Below are 19,476 nucleotides of genomic sequence, written 5' to 3' on the forward strand. Positions count from 1 at the left end.
GAAGATGGCCCAGCCGGAGACGCCACGCCCCGACCACTGGCCCACCTGGGCAGGTCACCCCCGATGTCCGATTGTTCCGGAAGTAGCGTCAGGGACACCGTCCCTTTTCGTCACGGCTGTGCAGGTTGTGATCACCTCGCACACAAGCCGCAGCCCTCCCGCACATCCTCAGGGGAGCCTCGACGGCTGAGGGTTCGGCTGTCTCACTTGCTGTCAGCGGGAACCGGCATGCAACCGAACGGACTTGAGAAATTTACCTGCCGAGACCACGACGAGCCCATGGCTCGCGGGTCGTGAGCAGGGCTTTGTCGTTCTCGCGATCGACCGGGACGATGCTGTCGCCCCACAGCGCGATCAGCAGGTGGACACGGCGGCCGGCGGCGCGGGAGGCGTCCGCGCGTCGCCCGGCAAGGCCGATCCGGCTCCTGCGGCGCGGCCCCGCAGGGGAGGGGGAAGCCGATGGTCCGAGGCCGGAGCCAGGACCGAGCAGGCGGCCGAGAAAGCCGCAGAACCTTCATCTCCCGCACAGCGCCGCATCATGCGGCGCTGCACCTCCATCAACCTCGCCCCCACGCCCGTGGCGCACTTGAACGGCAGACTAAGGCTGATTCAATTCCACGAAGTTGATCAAATCCAGGGGGTAATAAGCGGATTGTCCCGAGTTGAGCGTGAGGACGCAGTTCGCGTTGTAGTCCCTGCATATCACGGCCGTGGCGCCGCTGACCTGGTTGTTGATGAGCCAGTGGTACCCGGTCTGGTTGGTCAGGTAATGGGTGCCGTAGCCCGAGTAGAATCCGCCCAGCACCGGGCTGACCGGGGGGTTCTGGCCTTGTGCGTAGACGCAGAAGTCTCCGTACGGGCAGTTGTGCAGTGAACCGCCACGGGTCGCGGCTTCGGTCGGGGTGAGCGCTGCCAGGCTCGATGCCGCCAACAGCACCGCGGTCATGGCGATGCGTCGTAACGTGTGGTTGCGCATGGGTCGCCTTCCAGTCAGATATCACGTCGCAGTGTCCGTACAGACATCAAGTTGACATCGCCCTGTTGTCCCGTCAAGAAAAGCTTTCTCGACAACGGCACCGCAGTCGGCAGCCTGTCCGAAACGGATGTGTCAGAACAACGGCTGATCTTGGTTATCGGTTTCAGCTGCCGGCCGGAATGCGTCGGAATTCGAAGGCGAACTGGAACGCGTCGAGGGGCGCCTGCCGGCGCGTGATCCACCGCTTGCGAGCCCCGGCGAGATCAACGGTGAGGACGTACCGCCCAGGGGCCCGGCGGGCCAGGTGCGCAGGTGCGCGGGCAGCGCCCACCACTGGTCCGGGCGGTCGACGACGGGGGCGTCGGGGCCGGTCTCGTCGAACCGGGCGAGGCGCAGGAGGTAGGCCGCGATGCCTGACGCACCCTGCATCCATGCGGTGCCCGGGGGCAGCAGGGGCGGGTCCTTGCGGTGTTCCAGGAAGCGCCAGTAGACGCCTGAGGTGTCGGTGATCGCCCGCTCCACCAGGGCGTCGCCCATGGTGCGCGCCCCTTGTTCCAGGATCTGCCTGGGCTCCGGGTCAAGGCAGTCCTGAGCCGCGTCCAGGAGGACGTCCCCGACGCCCGCTGTTCCGCAGCAGCGGCCGTCGTTGTCCCAGAAACCCGGACGCAGGCGCTCCGGCAGCCCGGAGGTGAGAATCGACGTCAGGCAGCGCTGCCGCAACTCCCCCACGTCGAGACCCGCCACCTCGGTCACCCCCGCGTGGGCGAGTGCCGTGAACAAGTGCGAGGTGCCCGCCGGACCGTGGCACCAGGTGTACGTCACCGGCTCCACCTCCCGGCTCGACGGTGGCAGGGTGTGCGGGACGACGAATCCGCCGTCCGCCGACGAACCGAGCGACAGCAGGTGCCGGGCTCCCCGCGCCGCGGCTTCGACGAAGTCCTCCCGGTCCAGGGCGGCACCCGCGATGGCCAGCGCGGTCGCCGTCCCGGCGGTCCCATGGGAGTAGTTCGGCATCCGCGACTGTGACCGCGGCGCCATCCCCCAGTCCAGGCCCGCCGGGGTACGGTCCGCGGCCCGCAGCAGCGCCTCGCCGCCGACCGCGGCGATCACCTCGCTGAACTCGCTCTTCGCCCAGACCGCGGTCAGGACGACGCCTGCGGTCCCCCCGATGATGTCGTTCAGCGGCGCGTCGGAATCCTTCTCGAACCCGAGCGTGCTCTTCCAGCCGTCGGCGGTCGCCAGTTCGGCCAGCCGCCGCAGCGGCACCGCTTCCTCCCCCGACGCGAGCAGCCTCAAAGCCGTCGCGTAACCCGCGAGGCCGTCGTACAACGACGGCTCCGTCGTGCTCCCGGACGCCATGGCCAGCCTGCTCACGATCCCCGCGGCCAGAGCCCGTTCTCTCCCGTTCAGCTCCCGGTACTGTGCGATCTCGGCCAGCACGGGGGCCAGGCCGGCGATCCCCGCGTACAGCGAGTCGCGGTCCGCGGCCGGTGCCGGGGCACCGTCCTCGTCCGGCACCGTCCCCGGCAGCCACGGACCTTCGTCCTCGCGCACCTGGTCAAGCACCCACGACCACGCGGCCTCGGCCGTTTCCCGGTACACCTCACCGCTCGCCATCCGACCACGCTACAAGCCGCCGGCAGGTATCGACCACGGGGTCAAGCCGCTTCCGGCAGTCCCCCCATCGGCTGACGTCCCGGCGTGGCTGGCGGGTAGCGACGGGCGGATGTCGAGAGTCTGCTCCCATGCTGAAATTCCTTGCGAGCGGGCGGAGCGGATCGTGACGACGAGTAACACCGCGGGGCCGGACCTCGATGAGCCGTACCAGGACGAAGTACCGGCCAAGCGCAAGCGCCCCGGCAGCCTGATCGTGAACTGGGCGGTCAGCACCGACCACAAGACGATCGGCACGCTGTACCTGACCACGTCGTTCGGCTTCTTCCTCGTAGCCGGGGTCATGGCGCTGCTGATGCGGGCCGAGCTGGCACGGCCCGGGACCCAGTTCCTGTCGAACGAGCAGTACAACCAGGCGTTCACGATGCACGGCACCGCCATGCTGCTGATGTTCGCGACACCGCTGTTCGCCGGGTTCACCAACTGGATCATGCCGCTGCAGATCGGCGCGCCCGACGTGGCCTTCCCGCGGCTGAACATGCTCGCCTACTGGTTCTACCTGTTCGGCTCGCTCATCGCGGTCGGCGGCTTCGTCACCCCGCAGGGTGCGGCCGACTTCGGCTGGTTCGCGTACTCGCCGCTGTCCAGTGCGGTCAACTCGCCCGGCGTCGGCGGCGACATGTGGGTCATGGGTCTGGCGCTCTCCGGCTTCGGCACCATCCTCGGCGCGGTCAACTTCACCACGACGATCATCTGCATGCGGGCGCCGGGCATGACGATGTTCCGCATGCCGATCTTCGTGTGGAACGTGCTGCTGACGTCCGTGCTGGTCCTTCTCGCGTTTCCCGTACTGGCCGGCGCTCTGCTGGCGCTGGAGGCCGACCGAAAATTCGGCGCGCACATCTTCGACTCCGCCAACGGCGGGGCGCTGCTGTGGCAGCACCTCTTCTGGTTCTTCGGCCACCCGGAGGTGTACATCATCGCGCTGCCGTTCTTCGGCATCGTCACGGAGATCCTCCCGGTCTTCAGCCGGAAGCCGGTGTTCGGCTACATCGGCCTGGTCGCGGCGACCATCTCCATCGCGGGCCTGTCCATGACGGTGTGGGCGCACCACATGTACGTCACCGGCGGTGTGCTGCTGCCGTTCTTCTCGTTCATGACCTTCCTGATCGCGGTGCCGACAGGTGTGAAGTTCTTCAACTGGATCGGCACCATGTGGACGGGATCGCTGAGTTTCGAAACGCCCATGCTCTGGTCGGTCGGCTTCCTCGTGACGTTCCTTTTCGGAGGTCTGACCGGTGTCATCCTGGCTGCGCCGCCGCTGGACTTCCATGTGTCAGACTCCTACTTCGTGGTGGCGCACTTCCACTACGTGGTCTTCGGCACGGTCGTCTTCGCGATGTTCGCCGGCTTCCACTTCTGGTGGCCGAAGATGACCGGCAAGATGCTCGACGAACGGCTCGGGAAGATCACCTTCTGGACGCTCTTCTTCGGCTTCCACGGCACCTTCCTCGTCCAGCACTGGCTGGGTGTCGAGGGCATGCCGCGCCGGTACGCCGACTACCTGGCCGCCGACGGCTTCACCACGCTGAACACGGTCTCCACGATCAGCTCGTTCCTGCTCGGCCTGTCGGTCCTTCCGTTCTTCTACAACGTGTGGAGGACCGCGAAGTACGGCAAGAAGGTCGAGGTCGACGACCCGTGGGGCTACGGCCGCTCGCTGGAGTGGGCGACCTCCTGCCCGCCGCCGCGGCACAACTTCACCTCGCTGCCGCGCATCCGTTCCGAATCCCCGGCGTTCGACCTGCACCACCCCGAGATCTCGGCCATCGACTTCACCACGAACCGCCCCGACAAGTCGATCACCATCGCACCGGGCGACAAGCAGAAATGAGCGGCCGGCCGGACCGAGGACCTTTGATGGACGCCGATAGCAACAGCAAGCGCGGACTGGAACAGCTGACCGACTTCCTGCTCTGGAACGCCGAGATCGAACAGGCACGCCGGCAGGCAGCCGCCTTCGCCTCCCACCTGACATGGCTGACAACCCCGCAGCGCGAGGACGTCGAACGCGTCTACGTGGCAGACCGGATCGAGTCCTCACGCGCCATACTCCGACGAAACCAGGACCGGGCCGCCGAACTGCGCAGCGAATACAGCGCGCGCTACCAGGCGCTGAAAATGCGTTGCGTGGCAGCGGCCCTCGGAGCCGTCGCCGTCGCCACCGGCCTGGCGGCGGCCATCGTCCTCGTCCTCACCTGACGCCGCGGAAAGCCGCTCTGCCAGGTGCGTGTCTTCGACGGGGGGAAGACCGGCATATCTGCGGGCAGCCGCGCGGGATCAGGGAGTCTGCGTCGGCGGCGGGGCGTGCTCGTCGGCTACCGGCTGTCCGGCTCGGAGCGCTGCTGTGATCTCGTCGACCATCTCCTCGGTGAGCGCGCCCGACGGCGCCGACCAGGTGCGCCGCCGGCCGTTCACCAGCACGGCCACGTCGACGTTCTGCCCGGCCTCCCGGCGGCGCAGGTGATCGAGGATGCTCCGTACGCCCTTCACGCCCGACGCCACGGCGACCACTGCCGAAGCGACGTCCTTGATGACGATCGCCACCTGCACCATCTCGTGCGGGTCCAGCGACCTGGAGTCGCTCTCCGGCGTGCCCATTCGCTGTCAGGGAGTCCCGGCACGCACTCACCTACAATCTGCGATCACGGAGGTGGCGTCGGCCGCACCGCGTTCCCGGACAATTCTGCCGTTGCGCGGACACCGACGTGCGGGAAACGGGTGCGGTGGGTTCGCGCAGGAAAAGGCGCGCGACCTGCCACGAGGGCCGCAACGCCGTCCCCACGTCCGTCCGCCCCCAGCGCATCGCCGTGCCCTGGTTCGTTACGGAGTCTCGGGCGCTCGCGGTGGCCTGCGGCCGGCCGCGCGGCATCTCGACCACTTGTCCCGCTCGACCCGACTCGAGAAGAGTGCAGACCGTGGCTGCGACGTCCTCGGGCAGGACAAGCGGACCGGCTTCGTCGCGCTCGGGTTCGGACAGCGCAGGGCGCCCGTCGAGCCGCTGCTGCCGGTCGTCCCGCCCAATCCGCAGCGGGCCTGTCGCAGCGTCACATCCGGGATCGCGGCACGTCGACCTCGCAGCCCGGTGTGAACGGGTCGAAGCCGTAGTCGGCCAGCCGGCGAACGTTCAGCAGGCTTCGTAGCGACCACCACGCGCGGACCACGTCGAGGTCGACGCCGGTGCCGTAGCCGATGACGACGTCACCGAGGTGCTCCTCGTGTCCGAGGGTCAGGGTGGCGAGGTCTGACAGGGCGTCACCCGGGCCCGCTTCGGACCAGTCGATGATGCCGGTGACCTCGTCATCATCGACGAACACGTGCGTGATCTGCAGGTCGCCGTGCGTGAACAACGGGGTCCACGGGCGGAGCGCGGCCTCGGCGACCTGGCGGTTGCGGGTGACCAGGTCGGCGGGCAGGACGCCGTTCGCCACGAGCTGCCCGCACTCGACGTCGAGGTCCGCCGCCAACGCCTCGGGGCCCTTTCCCCGGGCGGGCCAGGGCGGCAAGGGTACGTCGTGCAACCTCCGGACGGCGGCACCCGCCGCGGCCCACGCCGCCGGGGACGCGGTCGACGGCTCGCCGAGGCGGCCGAGCGCCGTCCCCGGGACCGCGGCGATCGCGAGCGCGGGCGGCTTGCGCCACAGGACCTCCGGCGTCGGGACCGGCGCCAGGGCCATCGCCGCGACCTCGACGTCGAGCCGCGCCTGATCGGCGTCCACCTTCAGGAACACATCGCCGACGCGCAGAGTCGCACGCTCGGAATGCGCGACGACAACTCCCACCTCGTCCATGGGCGACCACTGTCCCGGGCACAACCGTCCGCGTCGCCGGGTTCGTCGACCGCCCCGGACGGGCGAGCGGTCGGATCGACCACCGACCGCGGTGGCAGGCCAGGTGTATTCGAACTCGGGACGCCCGAATCCCCGTTGGCGTTCGGCGAGCAGGGGACCATCCAGGTACTGCGCGGGGAACAGCGCCGCGCAGGCCCTTCGCCGGCTGGCCGTGTGCGGCTCGGCGACGGCGTGCGGTGATCACCCACCAGCCAACCTCCCAGGTCACCGAGCCCCGACCTCGATCGCGCACGACGCCACTAGTCTCGCGACATGACGTCATGCCAGGAATGCGGGTTCGGCTACGTGCTCGAAACCCCGGAAGTCTTCGCCGGGCAGGTCCGGGCGGCCGCCGACACGTATGCGGAGATCCTGCTCACCGCGCCGGAGGAGGCGCTGCGGCGGCGGCCCGAACCGGGCACGTGGTCGCCGCTGGAGTACGCCTGCCACGTACGCGACGTGCTGCTCGTCCAGCGCGAGCGCGTCCTGGCCGCGCGGCGGACCGTGACGCCGGTGGCCGAGCCGATGGGACGCGACGAGCGGGTGGAGCACGACGGGTACGCAGGCCAGCGCCCCGCCGATGTGGCGCGGCAGCTCCGGGACGCGGCCCTGCTCTTCGGACACGCTCTCGACCGCCTGGCCCCCGGCGACTGGGACCGCACCCTCGTTTACACCTACCCCGAGCGGGCGGAGCGCCCGCTGCGCTGGCTCGCCGCCCACACCTTCCACGAACTGTCCCACCACCTGCGGGACATCGAGCGCCAGCTCCCTGCCGGCGAGCCCGCGGTGTCCTGATACGGGCGGCGGGCCGTCAGCTTCCGTTCACGCCGCGGCGGCCGTGTCCTTCGCGGCGGGCGTCCGGAGGAGGGCTGCGGCGGGGAGGCCGCGGCTCATGCCGAGGACGGCGGCGCAGGCGAGGACGAGGACGGTGGCCAGCACGGCCCACAGCAGCCAGCCCGCGGTGTCGATCAGCACGGAGAACCCGGCGGGCGCGGCGACGGCGGCTACCGCCCAGGTCATCTGGTGGACGGCGAGGTAGCGGCCGCGGACCGCGGGCGGTGCGAGGGCGGCGGCGAGCGCGGACGACGGGGCGGTGTGCAGGAGCTCGCCCGCCGTGTAGACGAGGGTGGCCACCACGAGTCCGGTGATCTGCCAGGCCCCGCGCGGCAGATGGCCCGCGGCGGCGTAGGCGGCCATGGACACGGCGAAGACCAGGCCGCCCAGGGCGAGGGCGTGGGTGCGGCGGGCGCGGCTCTGGAGGCGCCGGACGGGCAGCTGGCCCACCACGAGCAGGGCTGTGTTGAGGGTGAAGAGCACTCCGAGGAGGGCCGGAGGCGTGTGCAGCACGGTCACCGCGTAGAGGGGCAGCGCGACGGGCAGAGCGGAGTGGGCCAGGGTGAACGCCTGCTCCGCGGCGACCAGGCGCAGGAAGGGGCGGTCGGCGAACACGGCACGGTAGCCGCCGCGCCGTGGTGTGGCCGCGTCCTCGGGCGTGCCGGGCCCGGTGGTGGCGTGGCCTGCCGGGCGGGGGCCGGCCAGGGCCAGGGTGGTGGCGGCCGCGAGGAAGCTGGCGGCGTTGACCAGGGCGAGCATGCCGAAGCCGTGGGTCCCTGCCACTGCCAGGGCCGCAGCGGACAGCAGCCCGCCCAGCCCGAAGCCGACATTGCGGGCCATGGCGACCCAGGCGTACAGGCGGTCGCGGTCGGCCCCGTGCGCGACGGCCGCGGTGTAGCTGGAGGTGGCCGGGTAGTAGGCACGGTCGCCGAGCGCCACCAGGGCGGCGACGGCGAGCAGTGCGGGGAAGGTCCCGACCAGCGGGTAGAGGGCGAAGCCGAGCGCGCGTACGAGGTAGGTGCCGATCAGGACCGGGCGGGGCCCGAACCGGTCGACGAGGATTCCGGCCAGCGGGTTGGCGGCCGTGCCGACCGCGGCCGCCACCGTGACCCCCAGACCCACGGTGGCCGTGGACAGCCCGGTGACGTCGCGGATGAAGATCAGGGTCAGCGGGAGGTAGAGCCCGGACCCCAGGGCGTCGACGAACAGGGCGGCCGGATAGGCCGGCCCGCCGGGAAGGCGGCGTCGTGGAGCGGCTGGTATGTGCATGCCCCGACTATCGGCAAGCCGCAGGCCCGGAGGCCACGGCCTCCGGTCGGAGAAGCGCCGGGTTTCCGGTAGGTCGCTGGCCCTAGTCCTCCCTCACGCCGCCGGCAAGCTGCCGGCCGTCGGGCAGACCGCGTACACCGCGCTGGAGCAGATCGGCGGCGTCGGAGAAGGCGAGACCCTGCTCGTACTCGCCGCCGCGGGCGGGGTCGGTACGGTCGCGGTGCAGATCGCCCGGCTGCGGGGCGCGACGGTCATCGGCACGGCGAGCGAGGGCAACCACGACTACCTGCGCTCCCTGGGCGCCGTCCCGGTGGCCTACGACGGTCCCGGCCCGGTCGACCGGGTGCGCGCGCTGGCACCCGGCGGCGTCGACGCGGCCCTCGACGCGGTGGGCGGCGACGCCACGGCGGTGTCGCCGGCGCTGGTCGCCGACCGGCAGCGGATCGGCACGACCGTCGACGCCGCGGCCGCCGAGGCGCACGGATTCCTGCGGGCGGGAGGGCGTACGACGCCGGGCCTGCGGCAGCTGGCCCAGTGGTGCGGCACCGGCGCCGTCGTCCTGCCCAGCGTCACCGGCTACCCGCTCGACCAGGTGGCCGCCGCCCACCGCCATGTCGGGACGGGCCACACCCGCGGCGAGGTCGTGCTGCGGGTCGGATGAGCGGCGGGCCGCACGGGCCGGTCAGCCGACCCGCTGGGCCAGCACCTGTCCCGGCCAAGTGCCGGCCGTGAAGCGGTCGGTGGGGGTGAAGCCGTTGCGCTCGTAGAAGGCGACGAGCTCTCCCCCGCCGCCCGCCCAGCAGTCCACCCGCAGCAGCTCCACGCCCGCCCGCCGGGTCTGCTCGACGGCGTGCGCGAGCAGCGCGGCCCCGACGCCCTGCCCCGCATACCGCCGGTCGGAGACCAGCAGCCTTACGTACAGCTCCGGTTCGTCGGCGGGTGCGACGGCCACCTGCGGGCTGGGCCCCGAGTCGAGCACCAGGGTTCCGACGGGGGCGCCGTCCAGCTCGGCGACGAAGGGGGTGTTCTCGGTCAGGTACCGCTCGACCCGCTCCACCCCGCCGGGCTTGCGCGAATAGGGGGTCGTGCCCCACTGCTCGGTATTGCCGCGGGCGTTCATCCAGACGATCGCGCCGTCGAGCATGTCGAGCGTGGCCGTGATGTCGGCGGGGCCACCGGGCCTGATCCGTATGTCGTGTGTCGTGTCGTTCACGGCGAAAGCCTAGGCCTGGCCACCGGCGTCCCGCGTCCGGCGCAGCACGAGGGTGACGAAGCCGAAGGTGTCGCGGTAGCCGCGCAGCCACTCGGTGCGGCGGGTGCCGGCTGTGGCCAGTACCCCGGCCGCGTCCGGGTCGCCGGGGTGGTCGAGCGCCCAGCCGGCCAGGGTGCCCCAGCAGGCCCATTCGTAGTCGTCCAGCTCCTGGCGGGTGCTGACGTGCCCGTGGACCGGCGTCCATCCCTCGGCGACGACGCGGTCCACGGTGGTGGCCAGGTCGCCGAAGTCGCCGAGCATCTCGATCGACTCGGGCGTCGGCGTGCTCTCCCAGAAGCCGTCGCCGACCAGGACCCGGCCGCCGGGGGCGAGATGCCTGCGGGCCGCCGCGAGGGTGGGCAGCAGGCCGCCGAAGGCGTGCGCGGCACCGACGCTGAGCACCAGGTCGAAGGGCTCGGGTGAGGCGAATTCGGCGGCGTCCCGGTCGTGCAGCACCAGCCGCTCCCGGAGTCCGCGGCTGCTCGCCGCCTCGGCGGCCTGGGCCAGCGCCTCGGCGGAGACGTCCACTCCCTCGGCGTGCGCCCGGGGCCTCATGGCCAGTGCGCGCAGCAGCCATTCGGCCGTCCCGCAGCCGAGGTCGAGCACTCGCTCGTCACCGCGCGGGAGGGCCTTCTCCAGCAAGTGGCGCACCGAACCGTCATCGAGCGGCGCTTTGATCGGGTGGTCGGCGTGGGCGATCCTGGAAAGCTCTTCACGGTTCACCGGCGCAGCCTGCCAAGGAAGCCCCCTGCCGCGCATCCGGTTTTCACCGGGGCCGCGCGACCCCTCCCACCTGCCGGGAAACCGGTGGACCCCCGGACGGGGGTCCGGGCATGCTGGGCGGATGTTGATCAGGGAAGCCACCGCGGAGGACTGGCCCGCCATCTGGCCGTTCTTCCACCGCATCGTCGCCGAGGGCGAGACCTTCACCTATCCCCTGGACCTCACCGAGGACCAGGCCGCCCAGTGGTGGCTGCTGCCGGCGCCCTTCCGCACGGTCGTCGCCGTCGACGAGGCGGGGGCGGTCCTGGGGACGGCGAAGATGAACCGCAACCACATGGGCAACGGCTCGCACATCGCGAGCGCCAGCTACATGGTCGACCCGGCGCACTCCCGGCAGGGCGTGGGGCGCGCGCTGTGCGCCCACTCGGTCGCCTGGGCGCGGGAAGCGGGTTACCGGGCGATGCAGTTCAACGCGGTGGTGGAGTCCAACGCGCACGCCGTGAAGCTCTACCGCTCGCTCGGCTTCGAGGTGATCGGCACCCTGCCGGAGGGCTTCCTGCACCCCCGGCTGGGCTACGTCGGGCTGCACATCATGCACCTCGCGCTCTGAAGCACTGACGCGGGCGGGGCGTCACGCGGGTGGTGAGAAGCGGTCGATCAGCATGGCCAGGCGCAGGTCGTGGCTCTCGCGGCGGAGGCGGCCGCTGCGCATCAGGGTGAGCAGGCCGTGCAGGCCGCTCCATACGGTCTCGGTGAGCACGCCGGGGTCGTCGCCGGGCGCGGCCAGCGGCACGGCGGCCGCGCGCAGTTCGCCGAAGGCGTCGCGCAGGGCGGCGGGGGCCTGCGGGGTCGCGAACGGCAGGTCGACGGCGTGGGTGAACATCGCGTCGTAGGTGGCGGGGCACCGCTCGGCAAAGGCGGCGTAGGCGCCGGCGACGGCGGTGAGGGCCGCGCGCGGGTCCTGCGCCGCGATACGGGCCGCCCGCAGCTCGTCGGCCAGTTCGGCGAAGCCCTGGACCGCGACGGCGGCCATGATGGCGTCCTTGCCCTTGAAGTGGCTGTAGAGCACCGGCTGGCTGTACTCGATCCCGGCGGCGAGGCGGCGGGTGGTGACCGACTCCCAGCCGTCGGCCTCGGCCATCTCCCGGGCGGCCGTGATGATCAGGAGTTCACGTTCGGCTCGTTCGCGCTCCCGGCGCGTCTGGATCGACATGCTTGGGATTCTAGCACTGCTAGCGCTCGTGTCGACGCTATGCTAGCGTTGCTTTCGTTCCTAGCACTGACAGAAAACATCGCGAGGAGACCGTCGTGCTCACGCCCACCGCCTACAGCCTGGCCATCGTGCTCGACCTGTTCGTCCTGCTGATCGGCGCCCGCTTCCTGCTCGCACCGCAGCCCGCCGCCGCCGGCTACGGGGTGCCGGCGCAGGGCGACGGCGACCCCGCGTACCTGACCGTCAAGGGCCTCAGGGACGCCACCTTCGGCGTCATGGGCCTGGCACTGCTCGCCTTCTCCGGCGCCCACGCCGAGGCCTGGTTCATGCTGGTCGTCGCCCTCGTGCCGCTCGGCGACACGCTGATCGTGCTGCGGCACGGCGGCACCAGGGCCGCCGCCTTCGGCATCCACTTCGCGACCGCCGTCATAGTCCTGGTCAGCGCGGGCCTGCTGTTCGCCGTCTGACCACCGCCGCAAAAGCCCTCTCCATCGCCGGTCAGCACGCCCGGCGACCTTCGCCCGCCTCCGCAGCACCGACCTGCCGACCGCACCACCACCGAGGAGCCCCGCAATGTCGCTGATCGTGCCGAAGTTCGACGAATCCGTGGTCGTCCGCTCCGCGGAGGCCGAGGTGATCGGCAGAGCGCCGACCACCGTCAGGCTGCTGGCCGACAGCAGCGCGACCGGCGGCGCCCTGTCGACGCAGCGGGTCACCCTCGCCGACGGCGCCGCCGGTGCCACCCCGCACCGCCACGACGGCTCCGCCGAGCTGTTCTACCTGCTCGACGGCACCGCCCAGCTCCTGTCGGGCGAGCAGGTCGTCACCGCCGAGCGCGGCGACCTGGTCGTCGTCCCGCCCGGCCTCCCGCACGCCTTCGCGGCCGCCCCCGGGCACGACGCCGACATCCTCATCGTCATCACCCCGGGCGTCGAGCGCTTCGAATACTTCCGCCACCTGGAGCGCATCGCCTACGGCAAGGTCCCGCCGGAGAGCCTGCTCGATGTGCAGGAGCTGTACGACACGTACTTCCTGCAGAGCAAGGCGTGGGAGGAACGGCACTGACGCAGGCCGTGGTGGGGCCGTGGGCGGAGACGGCTGCAGGCCGCCGGTCAGGGCGCGCCGGCGCCGCTCCGGGGCGGAAGGTCCCGGCCGGCCGGGCGCCACAGCATGAGGTAGTTCGTCCGCTCCGCCTGGAAGGACTGCTCCTGGACGGACCGCATCCGCGCGGCCGGCCGTCGCGCGCCTTCGGGCACCTCGCGGTGCGGTGCGAGCAGCTCGGTCAGCTCGTCGTGGCGTGCGTCGACCCCGCCGTTGCGGGGGTTGCTGTCGCGGTCGGCCTCGCCGGCCTGCAGGCGCCGCTCCCACGCGGTGGTGATCGCGTACAGCTCGCGCTCCAGGGCGAACACCGCGGCGGTCACGGGCCGTACCAGGAAGTCGCCGGCCTCGCCGGCCTCGCCGAAGGTCGAGCTGAAGTAGTGCGGCACCCCGCCGATGTCGCCGATCCCCTCGCGGGGACCGTCCCAGCGGGCCAGCTCGACGTGGACCTGCTCGTAGCCCGCGGCCTCCAACTCCCGTCTGTCCGGGCGTGTCGCGCTCACGGCCGGATGCTATCCGTGCCGCCGGCTGCGCCGGTTCTCGGCCCCGCGCGGGAAATCCCGGTGCGGGGCCGGTCGCGGGCGTGATAGGCCGGACGGCATGGACGATCTTGTGACGGCCCGTCTGGTGCTGCACCCGCTGAGCGTCGCCGAGGCCGAGCGGGTGCGGGACGGCACGCGGGGCGAAGGGGCGCGCTGGGCGGACGGCTATCCTTCGGAAGGCGACGTGTCGGCGATGACGCGGTTCCTGCGGAACCGCGCGCACGACGGTGGTCCGCGGCCGTTCGGCACGTACGAGATACGGCTGCGCGCGGACGGGACCACCATCGGCGGGGCGGACTTCCACGGACCGCCCGACGAGGACGGCGGGGTCACCGTCGGCTACGGCCTCGTGCCGTCGGCGCGGGGCAAGGGCTACGCCTCCGAGGCGCTGCGCGCCCTGTTGGACTTCGCCCGCGCGCAGGGCGCCGGCAGCGTCGCGGGCGACACCGACGTCGGCAACACCGCCTCGCAGCGGGTGATGGCGGCCGCCGGGATGCGGCTGGTGGCGACGACCGAGCAGCTGAAGTTCTACCTGATCGCCTGGGACGGCGCTGTGGGGAGAAGACCTGCGGGCGCGTAGGGTCGGCCGCATGCTGGTGTGGATCAACGGGCCGTTCGGGGGCGGCAAGACGGCGACCGCCTACGAGATGTCCCGGCGGCTGGCGGGCAGCGTGGTGTGCGACCCGGAGCATGTCGGCTTCGGCCTGAGCCGGATGCTGCCACCGGTCCTGCGCAGCGACTTCCAGGACCTCCGGTCCTGGCGGGAGGGCGTCTACGAGGTGCTCGACCTCGCCGCGTGCACCTACGCGGGCACGGTGATCGTGCCGATGACCGTGGTCGAGCCGGTCTACTTCCGCGAGACGGTCGGGCGGCTGCGCGACCGCGGGCACGACGTGCGGCACTTCGCGCTGCTCGCCGAGCGGCAGACCGTCGTCAAGCGGCTGCGCGAGCGCGGCCTCGGCCACCTGGTGCAGGCCGTCGCGGGGAAGGACGCGCCGCTGCGGCGGGAGAGCTTCGCGATGCGCAAGCTCGACCTGTGCCTGGAGCGGCTGGCCGGGCCGGAATTCGCCGAGCACGTGTGGACCGACCGGCTCGGGGTCCCGGCAGTCGCCGATCACATCGCGGCCGCGACCGGCCTGCGCCTCGCGCCGAACACCGACGGCGCCCTGCGGGGCCGGCTGCGCCGGGCGTGGACGAGCGCGCAGCACATCCGGCTGCGCTGAGGGGAGCCCCTTCCCGGGGAAGCGGCAGGAGAGTGCCCCTGGCGTGGGTGGATGGGGCTTGTCGAAGGCACTGTCCACCGCAGCTGCAGGAAACACTCTCCAGGCCGCCGACCTTACCCGCGCCCGCCGGCGCGGCAGCGCGGAAAGCGCCGCCGCACGCCGCTGACCACCCGATCAGGCGACAGCGGGGGCCGCGCCGGGGCCGGGGCCTGACGTCGGGCGGGAAAACGCCGCGGGCCGCGCCCCGTGATGCGGAGGGCGCGGCCCGCAGGACGCGAGACGTGTCTTTCGGCCGGCGCTGCCGGCCGTGACGGGTCCGGGTCAGCCGGCGCTGCGGCCGTAACGGCGGCGGAAGCGCTCGACGCGGCCGGCGGTGTCCAGCTCACGGGCCCTGCCCGTGTAGAAGGGGTGGCTGGCCGAGGAGATTTCCACGTCGACGACAGGGTAGGTGTCGCCGTCCGTCCATTCGACGCTGCGGTCGCTCGTGGCGGTGGAGCGGGTCAGGAAGGCGAGGTCGCCGGCCTTGTCGCGGAAGACCACCGGGCGGGACGTGGGGTGGATGCCGTGCTTCATGGAGGTCCTTTCGTGGTGGCGGGGGCGGGGTCGGCCGGGCTCAGGCAGCCGTACCGTACGTCTCGCGGGTCAGCGCTCTTCGCGGAAGAGCACGTGCCTGCGGGCGACGGGGTCGTACTTGAGCAGCGTCAGCCGGTCCGGGTCGTTGCGCCGGTTCTTGCGGGTCACATACGTGTGACCGGTGCCGGCGGTGGAGCGGAGCTTCACGACGGGGCGCAGTTCACTGCGGGCCATGGGGCCACCTCTTTCCGTCATCGTTTTCGTTTTCATCTCGCTGTCGGAAACGTCAACGCCACGAGGCCGGTCCGCATTCCTCACCCCGGTCCGGATGCCGCGCCGGCGCGCGGCTACCGGGAGATCAGGGTGAAAAGGCCGCCGTCGGGGTCCCGCAGGTCGGCCCACGGGCCGGCCGGGGCCGTGCCCGTGGCGATCACCGTGCCGCCCAGCTCGCGGGCGGCGTCGACCCGCGCCGTGACGTCGTCGACCGCGAAGTGGACGGCCCAGTGCGGGCGGATCGCCGGGTCGGGTGCGGCCTCGACCGCGCCCGAGGAGATCCTGGCCACCACTTCGCCGCGGTTGCGGACGACGACCTCGGCCCGCTCGTACTCGTAGGACACGCTGCAGCAGCCGTCGCCCTCGTCGCCCCACTCCAGGACGCCGCCGTAGAAGATCGCCGCCTCGAAGGCATCCCTGGTGCGCAGGCGGACGACGACCGGGCCGCGGTCGTGCCAGGACTGCCAGCCGCCGGGCAGCCTGCCGTCCCACACGCCGAAGACCGCGCCGTCGCGGTCGGCGGCCAGCACCGCGCGGCCCGACGCGAAGGACACCGGGCCGAGCGCCACGGTGGCGCTGCGCTCGCGGATCCTGGCGGTCGCCTCGTCGGCCTGGGTGACCGCGAAGAAGGGTGTCCAGTTGACCGCGACCTGCATGTCGGCGGCGACCGCGCCGATCGTGGCGAGCGGGCGGCCGTCGGTCACCGCGACGGCGAAGCGCTCGCCGAGGGTCGTGGAGCGGAATTCCCAGCCCAGAACGGTGCCGTAGAACTTCTCCGAGGCCGCCAGGTCCCGTGTCGTCAGGCTCACCCAGCAGGGGGCGCCGCGCGCCACGTCCTCCGTGCCGCTCGCGCCCTGGCCGCCGGCGGACGGGGTCGTCCCGCCGGCCGCGTGTGCCGCGCGCTGGTCGTCATGGGCCGGCTGCCGCCCGGTCATCGCACCGACTCCGATTCGTCTGGTTCATGCTCGTGGGAGAGCTCACGGGGAAGCCCGTAGGGACGGGACCCCTGGCGCACAGGGGTGCCGTCGCTGCACCTGCCCGGTCCGCGCGTGATCATGCCGGGTGATCCTGATCTCTTACGCCGCTCGTGTCCCCTGCGCGGCCGCTCGCGGCGGGGGCTCGGCGCACGGTCAGCGCCGTGCACTGCCAGTGCAGCTCGGCGGTGCCGGGGCGGGGCGGCAGGTGCCCGTAGCGGCCGGCGGCGACGCTGACGCAGACGATGGGCCAGGCACGCCAGTGCGGGCCGACGCCCCGGTGGTCGGCGTAGAGCAGCCGGCCGTCGGCGTACCACTCGACGCTGGCGGTGCCGAAGACCACGCGCAGCGCGAACGGGCGGCCCGCGGTGACGGCGCCCTCGGCATAGTGGGCGGCCGGGCGGACATGGTTGGTCAGTTCGAGCAGGCCGGGGTGGGTCGGGTGGTATTCGAAGGCGTCGACCTCGCCGTGGCCGGGCTGCGGGCGCCCGCCCTTGTCGCGGCCCCACGTCCACAGCGCGGGCCAGGCGCCCTGGACGTCGTGGACGACGCAGGTCGCGGTCAGCTCGTCGTCCGGCAGCAGCTCGAAGCCGCCGGGGGCGTATTCGGTGGAGACCAGTGCGGTGTGCCAGTCACCGCCGCGGGCGCGGCGGGCGGTGAAGACACCGTCGGCGGTGGGGCCGTAGCCCGGACCGATCACGTCCAGCTTGTTGTCGTCCGGATTCCGCCCGTCCTCGGGATAGGCGGAGGTCCGGCCGACCGCCCAGGCGGTGCGGTCGGTGAAGGGCGCGTCGAAGACCACAGCGGCGGTGGGGCGGTCAAGCATAAGGGCTCCCTGCTGACGGCCGGAATGACCCCATTCAATCCGGTTCGACCGCCCCGCGGTAAGCGGCGTGCGGAAGCGCGGTGCCGGCGCGCACGGCCCGGCGCACGCCCCCTGGAGGGGCGCCGCCGGGCCGGCCGGGGGTGAGCGTCAGCGGCCGCCCTCGATGCGCCGGGAGCGCTGGTCGACCCCGGGGACCCCGTACGGGTAGTCCGCGGCGCCCGGGTCGCTGGCGCGGTCCAGCCTGGCCGTCTGCTCGGCGGTCAGCCGCAGGCCGGCCGAGCCGAGGTTGTCGTCGAGCTGCTCGACGGTGCGGGCGCCGAGGATGACGGAGGTGACCGCCGGGCGGTCGAGCAGCCAGGCCAGCGCGACCTGCGCCATCGTGGCGCCGGACTCCTCCGCGACCGCCTGGACCTCGTCCACCACGGCCCAGGTGCGTGCCATGGCGGCCCGCCGGTCGTAGGCCTCCACACCGCGGTCGGGGTTCTCGCCGAGGCGGGTGGCACCGGTGGGCCGCGTGTCGCGGCGGTATTTGCCGGTGAGCCAGCCGCCGCCGAGCGGGCTCCAGGGCAGCAGGCCCAGGCCCTCGGACTCGCACGCCGGGGTGATCTCCCACTCGATCTCCCGGCTGAGCAGGCTGTACTGCGGCTGGAGGGTGACCGGGCGGGCCAGGCCGCGGAAGTCGGCGGTGTCGACGGCCTTCTGGAGCTGCCAACCGGTGTAGTTCGACAGGCCCACGTAGTGGATACGGCCCTGCCGGACCGCGTCGTCCAGGAAGCGCAGCGTCTCCTCGACCGGGGTCAGCGGGTCCCAGGAGTGCACCTGGTAGAGGTCGATCGAGTCGACGCCGAGGCGTCGCAGCGAGGCGGTCAGGGCGCGGTCGAGGTGCCGCCGGGACAGGCCGGCGTCGTTGGGGCCCGAGCCCATCGGGAAGCGGCCCTTGGTGGCGATGACCACCTGGTCGGTGATGTCGGCCGGGCGGTCGGCGAGCCAGCGGCCGACGATCTCCTCGGAGCGGCCCGCGCTGTAGACGTCGGCGGTGTCGATGAAGGTGCCGCCGGCCTCCACGAAGCGGTCGAGCTGGGCGAAGGCGGTCTTCTCGTCGGACTCGGCACCGAAGGTCATGGTGCCGAGGCACAGGGCGGAGACAGCGCATCCGCTGCGGCCGAGGTTGCGGTACTCCACGGTAATGCTCCTTCTGAGGCGGCCCATCGGTGGCCGTACGGCCACCGGACCATGCTGGCCCGCGCCGCGGTGAACCGTCCAATAGAAGAAAGCGGATGGATTCATCGACTAGGTTTCTCAATCATGGAACTGCGGCAACTCGAATACTTCGTCGCCGTCGCCGAGGAGCGGCACTTCACGCGGGCGGCGCAGCGGATGGTGGTGTCCCAGTCGGGGCTGTCGGCGTCGGTACGCGCACTGGAGCGCGAGCTGGGCGCCGCGCTGTTCACCCGGACCACCCGCAGCGTCGAACTGACCGGCGCGGGGCGGGCGCTGCTGGCCGAGGCGACCCGCACGCTGGCCGCGGCCAGGGCGGCGGGCGACGCGGTCGCCGCGGTGCAGGGGCTGCTGCGCGGCAGCCTCGCGGTGGGCACCGAGCAGTGCGTCAACGTCGACGTGGGCGCGCTGCTCGCCCGCTTCCGCGCCGAGCACGGCGATGTGGAGATCAGGCTGCGGCAGGCCGGGTCCGCGGTGATGGCGCAGGACGTCGCCGACGGGCGGCTCGACCTCGCCTTCATCACGCTGCCGGGGCCGCCGCCGGACGGTGTGCGGCTGCTGCCGCTGACCAGCGAGCCGATGGTGCTGCTGTGCGACCCCGGGCACCGGCTGGCGGGCGCCCCCTATGCGGAGTGGGGGCAGCTGGCGGACGAGACGTTCGTGGACTGGCACCAGGACTGGGGTGCCAGGCGGCTGACCGACCGCGCCTTCGCGGCGAGCGGCACGCCCCGCCGGGTCGGCGTCGAGGTCTACGACGTGCACACGCTGATCGACATGGTGCGGCACGGGCTCGGCGTCGCGGTGGTGCCGCAGCCGATCTCCCGCAAGGAGCAGGCGGCACAGCTCGCGGTGGTCCCGCTGAAGGGCCAGGAGGACCAGGCCTGGGAGGTCTCCGTCGCCCTCCCCTCCGACGGCCGCCACAGCCCGGCCGCCCGCGAGCTGCTGTCCTACCTGGGGCTCTGAGCCGGGTCCGCCGCG

24 protein-coding genes are annotated in these 19,476 nt (G+C 72.2%); 10 read left to right on the forward strand and 14 right to left on the reverse strand.

Annotated features, from left to right (window positions below; genetic code table 11):
• Window positions 1–598: 598 nt before the first annotated feature.
• A complete protein-coding gene (locus OG900_01685) occupies window positions 599–976 on the reverse strand; it encodes a hypothetical protein (GenBank protein ID WUH88966.1) in 378 nt (125 codons plus the stop codon).
• Window positions 977–1,108: 132 nt separating this feature from the next.
• The gene (locus OG900_01690) at window positions 1,109–2,593 is read right to left on the reverse strand and encodes a lanthionine synthetase (GenBank protein ID WUH88967.1); all 1,485 of its coding nucleotides are present in this window, start codon (window positions 2,591–2,593) and stop codon (window positions 1,109–1,111) included.
• A gap of 163 nt (window positions 2,594–2,756) precedes the next feature.
• On the opposite strand from OG900_01690, the gene ctaD reads away from it, so the two are divergent.
• The gene (ctaD, locus tag OG900_01695; protein ID WUH88968.1) at window positions 2,757–4,484 is read left to right on the forward strand and encodes a cytochrome c oxidase subunit I; all 1,728 of its coding nucleotides are present in this window, start codon (window positions 2,757–2,759) and stop codon (window positions 4,482–4,484) included.
• 26 nt (window positions 4,485–4,510) lie between these two features.
• Window positions 4,511–4,852 (forward strand): hypothetical protein, encoded by a 342-nt coding sequence (locus OG900_01700; GenBank protein ID WUH88969.1) that lies wholly within the window; start codon window positions 4,511–4,513, stop codon window positions 4,850–4,852.
• Window positions 4,853–4,930: 78 nt separating this feature from the next.
• Here OG900_01700 and OG900_01705 read toward each other — a convergent pair whose 3' ends face one another.
• Both OG900_01705 and OG900_01710 read right to left on the reverse strand, forming a co-directional pair.
• Window positions 4,931–5,251: a hypothetical protein gene (locus tag OG900_01705; GenBank protein WUH88970.1), complete on the reverse strand. Its 321-nt coding sequence runs from the start codon at window positions 5,249–5,251 to the stop codon at window positions 4,931–4,933.
• A 446-nt stretch (window positions 5,252–5,697) separates the two neighbouring features.
• A complete protein-coding gene (locus tag OG900_01710) occupies window positions 5,698–6,441 on the reverse strand; it encodes a phosphotransferase (GenBank protein ID WUH88971.1) in 744 nt (247 codons plus the stop codon).
• Window positions 6,442–6,753: 312 nt separating this feature from the next.
• Here OG900_01710 and OG900_01715 point away from each other — a divergent pair, with 312 nt between their 5' ends.
• On the forward strand, window positions 6,754–7,275 hold the full coding sequence (locus tag OG900_01715) for a DinB family protein (protein ID WUH88972.1): 522 nt from the start codon (window positions 6,754–6,756) through the stop codon (window positions 7,273–7,275).
• A gap of 27 nt (window positions 7,276–7,302) precedes the next feature.
• On the opposite strand, the gene OG900_01720 is transcribed toward OG900_01715, so the two are convergent.
• Window positions 7,303–8,583, reverse strand: a complete 1,281-nt coding sequence (locus OG900_01720) for an MFS transporter (GenBank protein ID WUH88973.1) — start codon at window positions 8,581–8,583, stop codon at window positions 7,303–7,305.
• Between OG900_01720 and OG900_01725 the strand changes: the two genes are divergently transcribed.
• The gene (locus tag OG900_01725) at window positions 8,582–9,244 is read left to right on the forward strand and encodes a zinc-binding dehydrogenase (protein ID WUH88974.1); all 663 of its coding nucleotides are present in this window, start codon (window positions 8,582–8,584) and stop codon (window positions 9,242–9,244) included. The genes OG900_01720 and OG900_01725 overlap by 2 nt on opposite strands.
• Before the next feature lie 21 nt (window positions 9,245–9,265).
• Here OG900_01725 and OG900_01730 read toward each other — a convergent pair whose 3' ends face one another.
• Complete coding sequence (locus OG900_01730) at window positions 9,266–9,796, reverse strand: GNAT family N-acetyltransferase (GenBank protein ID WUH88975.1); 531 nt, start codon at window positions 9,794–9,796, stop codon at window positions 9,266–9,268.
• A gap of 9 nt (window positions 9,797–9,805) precedes the next feature.
• Window positions 9,806–10,558 carry a class I SAM-dependent methyltransferase gene (locus tag OG900_01735; GenBank protein ID WUH88976.1) on the reverse strand — a complete coding sequence of 251 codons (753 nt, stop codon included), beginning with the start codon at window positions 10,556–10,558 and terminating at the stop codon, window positions 9,806–9,808.
• A gap of 121 nt (window positions 10,559–10,679) precedes the next feature.
• Here OG900_01735 and OG900_01740 point away from each other — a divergent pair, with 121 nt between their 5' ends.
• The gene (locus OG900_01740) at window positions 10,680–11,168 is read left to right on the forward strand and encodes a GNAT family N-acetyltransferase (protein ID WUH88977.1); all 489 of its coding nucleotides are present in this window, start codon (window positions 10,680–10,682) and stop codon (window positions 11,166–11,168) included.
• A 21-nt stretch (window positions 11,169–11,189) separates the two neighbouring features.
• On the opposite strand, the gene OG900_01745 is transcribed toward OG900_01740, so the two are convergent.
• Window positions 11,190–11,771: a TetR/AcrR family transcriptional regulator gene (locus OG900_01745; protein ID WUH88978.1), complete on the reverse strand. Its 582-nt coding sequence runs from the start codon at window positions 11,769–11,771 to the stop codon at window positions 11,190–11,192.
• 95 nt (window positions 11,772–11,866) lie between these two features.
• On the opposite strand from OG900_01745, the gene OG900_01750 reads away from it, so the two are divergent.
• Entirely contained in the window at window positions 11,867–12,238 is a 372-nt protein-coding gene (locus tag OG900_01750) for a DUF4267 domain-containing protein (GenBank protein ID WUH88979.1), read from the forward strand.
• Between the two features lie 106 nt (window positions 12,239–12,344).
• Window positions 12,345–12,836, forward strand: coding sequence for a cupin domain-containing protein (locus tag OG900_01755; GenBank protein WUH88980.1), 492 nt, complete (start codon window positions 12,345–12,347; stop codon window positions 12,834–12,836).
• 47 nt (window positions 12,837–12,883) lie between these two features.
• Here the strand turns inward: OG900_01755 and OG900_01760 are convergent, their stop codons facing one another.
• Complete coding sequence (locus OG900_01760; protein ID WUH88981.1) at window positions 12,884–13,372, reverse strand: hypothetical protein; 489 nt, start codon at window positions 13,370–13,372, stop codon at window positions 12,884–12,886.
• Between the two features lie 97 nt (window positions 13,373–13,469).
• On the opposite strand from OG900_01760, the gene OG900_01765 reads away from it, so the two are divergent.
• Window positions 13,470–13,991, forward strand: coding sequence for a GNAT family N-acetyltransferase (locus OG900_01765; GenBank protein ID WUH88982.1), 522 nt, complete (start codon window positions 13,470–13,472; stop codon window positions 13,989–13,991).
• A 10-nt stretch (window positions 13,992–14,001) separates the two neighbouring features.
• Window positions 14,002–14,634: an ATP-binding protein gene (locus tag OG900_01770; protein WUH88983.1), complete on the forward strand. Its 633-nt coding sequence runs from the start codon at window positions 14,002–14,004 to the stop codon at window positions 14,632–14,634.
• Between the two features lie 321 nt (window positions 14,635–14,955).
• Here OG900_01770 and OG900_01775 read toward each other — a convergent pair whose 3' ends face one another.
• The 5 genes from OG900_01775 to OG900_01795 all read right to left on the reverse strand — a co-directional run bounded on the left by OG900_01775 (window position 14,956) and on the right by OG900_01795 (window position 18,462).
• Window positions 14,956–15,207, reverse strand: coding sequence for a type B 50S ribosomal protein L31 (locus OG900_01775; GenBank protein WUH88984.1), 252 nt, complete (start codon window positions 15,205–15,207; stop codon window positions 14,956–14,958).
• A 69-nt stretch (window positions 15,208–15,276) separates the two neighbouring features.
• The gene (gene rpmG, locus OG900_01780) at window positions 15,277–15,441 is read right to left on the reverse strand and encodes a 50S ribosomal protein L33 (GenBank protein ID WUH88985.1); all 165 of its coding nucleotides are present in this window, start codon (window positions 15,439–15,441) and stop codon (window positions 15,277–15,279) included.
• A gap of 113 nt (window positions 15,442–15,554) precedes the next feature.
• Window positions 15,555–16,415: a VOC family protein gene (locus tag OG900_01785; GenBank protein WUH88986.1), complete on the reverse strand. Its 861-nt coding sequence runs from the start codon at window positions 16,413–16,415 to the stop codon at window positions 15,555–15,557.
• A 118-nt stretch (window positions 16,416–16,533) separates the two neighbouring features.
• Complete coding sequence (locus OG900_01790) at window positions 16,534–17,280, reverse strand: beta-glucanase (protein ID WUH88987.1); 747 nt, start codon at window positions 17,278–17,280, stop codon at window positions 16,534–16,536.
• Window positions 17,281–17,427: 147 nt separating this feature from the next.
• On the reverse strand, window positions 17,428–18,462 hold the full coding sequence (locus OG900_01795) for an aldo/keto reductase (protein WUH88988.1): 1,035 nt from the start codon (window positions 18,460–18,462) through the stop codon (window positions 17,428–17,430).
• A gap of 123 nt (window positions 18,463–18,585) precedes the next feature.
• On the opposite strand from OG900_01795, the gene OG900_01800 reads away from it, so the two are divergent.
• Entirely contained in the window at window positions 18,586–19,461 is an 876-nt protein-coding gene (locus tag OG900_01800) for a LysR family transcriptional regulator (GenBank protein ID WUH88989.1), read from the forward strand.
• The last annotated feature ends 15 nt before the right edge of the window (window positions 19,462–19,476 follow it).

This window comes from Streptomyces sp. NBC_00433 (assembly GCA_036015235.1).
Lineage (GTDB): Bacteria > Actinomycetota > Actinomycetes > Streptomycetales > Streptomycetaceae > Actinacidiphila.

Coding starts and splice junctions, on each gene's coding strand:
- OG900_01685 (WUH88966.1), bottom strand. CDS start 976: ATGCGCAACCACACGTTACGACGCATCGCCATGACCGCGGTGCTGTTG.
- OG900_01690 (WUH88967.1), bottom strand. CDS start 2,593: ATGGCGAGCGGTGAGGTGTACCGGGAAACGGCCGAGGCCGCGTGGTCG.
- OG900_01700 (WUH88969.1), top strand. CDS start 4,511: ATGGACGCCGATAGCAACAGCAAGCGCGGACTGGAACAGCTGACCGAC.
- OG900_01705 (WUH88970.1), bottom strand. CDS start 5,251: ATGGGCACGCCGGAGAGCGACTCCAGGTCGCTGGACCCGCACGAGATG.
- OG900_01710 (WUH88971.1), bottom strand. CDS start 6,441: ATGGACGAGGTGGGAGTTGTCGTCGCGCATTCCGAGCGTGCGACTCTG.
- OG900_01715 (WUH88972.1), top strand. CDS start 6,754: ATGACGTCATGCCAGGAATGCGGGTTCGGCTACGTGCTCGAAACCCCG.
- OG900_01725 (WUH88974.1), top strand. CDS start 8,582: ATGCCCCGACTATCGGCAAGCCGCAGGCCCGGAGGCCACGGCCTCCGG.
- OG900_01720 (WUH88973.1), bottom strand. CDS start 8,583: ATGCACATACCAGCCGCTCCACGACGCCGCCTTCCCGGCGGGCCGGCC.
- OG900_01740 (WUH88977.1), top strand. CDS start 10,680: ATGTTGATCAGGGAAGCCACCGCGGAGGACTGGCCCGCCATCTGGCCG.
- OG900_01745 (WUH88978.1), bottom strand. CDS start 11,771: ATGTCGATCCAGACGCGCCGGGAGCGCGAACGAGCCGAACGTGAACTC.
- OG900_01755 (WUH88980.1), top strand. CDS start 12,345: ATGTCGCTGATCGTGCCGAAGTTCGACGAATCCGTGGTCGTCCGCTCC.
- OG900_01765 (WUH88982.1), top strand. CDS start 13,470: ATGGACGATCTTGTGACGGCCCGTCTGGTGCTGCACCCGCTGAGCGTC.
- OG900_01770 (WUH88983.1), top strand. CDS start 14,002: ATGCTGGTGTGGATCAACGGGCCGTTCGGGGGCGGCAAGACGGCGACC.
- OG900_01775 (WUH88984.1), bottom strand. CDS start 15,207: ATGAAGCACGGCATCCACCCCACGTCCCGCCCGGTGGTCTTCCGCGAC.
- rpmG (WUH88985.1), bottom strand. CDS start 15,441: ATGGCCCGCAGTGAACTGCGCCCCGTCGTGAAGCTCCGCTCCACCGCC.
- OG900_01785 (WUH88986.1), bottom strand. CDS start 16,415: ATGACCGGGCGGCAGCCGGCCCATGACGACCAGCGCGCGGCACACGCG.
- OG900_01790 (WUH88987.1), bottom strand. CDS start 17,280: ATGCTTGACCGCCCCACCGCCGCTGTGGTCTTCGACGCGCCCTTCACC.
- OG900_01800 (WUH88989.1), top strand. CDS start 18,586: ATGGAACTGCGGCAACTCGAATACTTCGTCGCCGTCGCCGAGGAGCGG.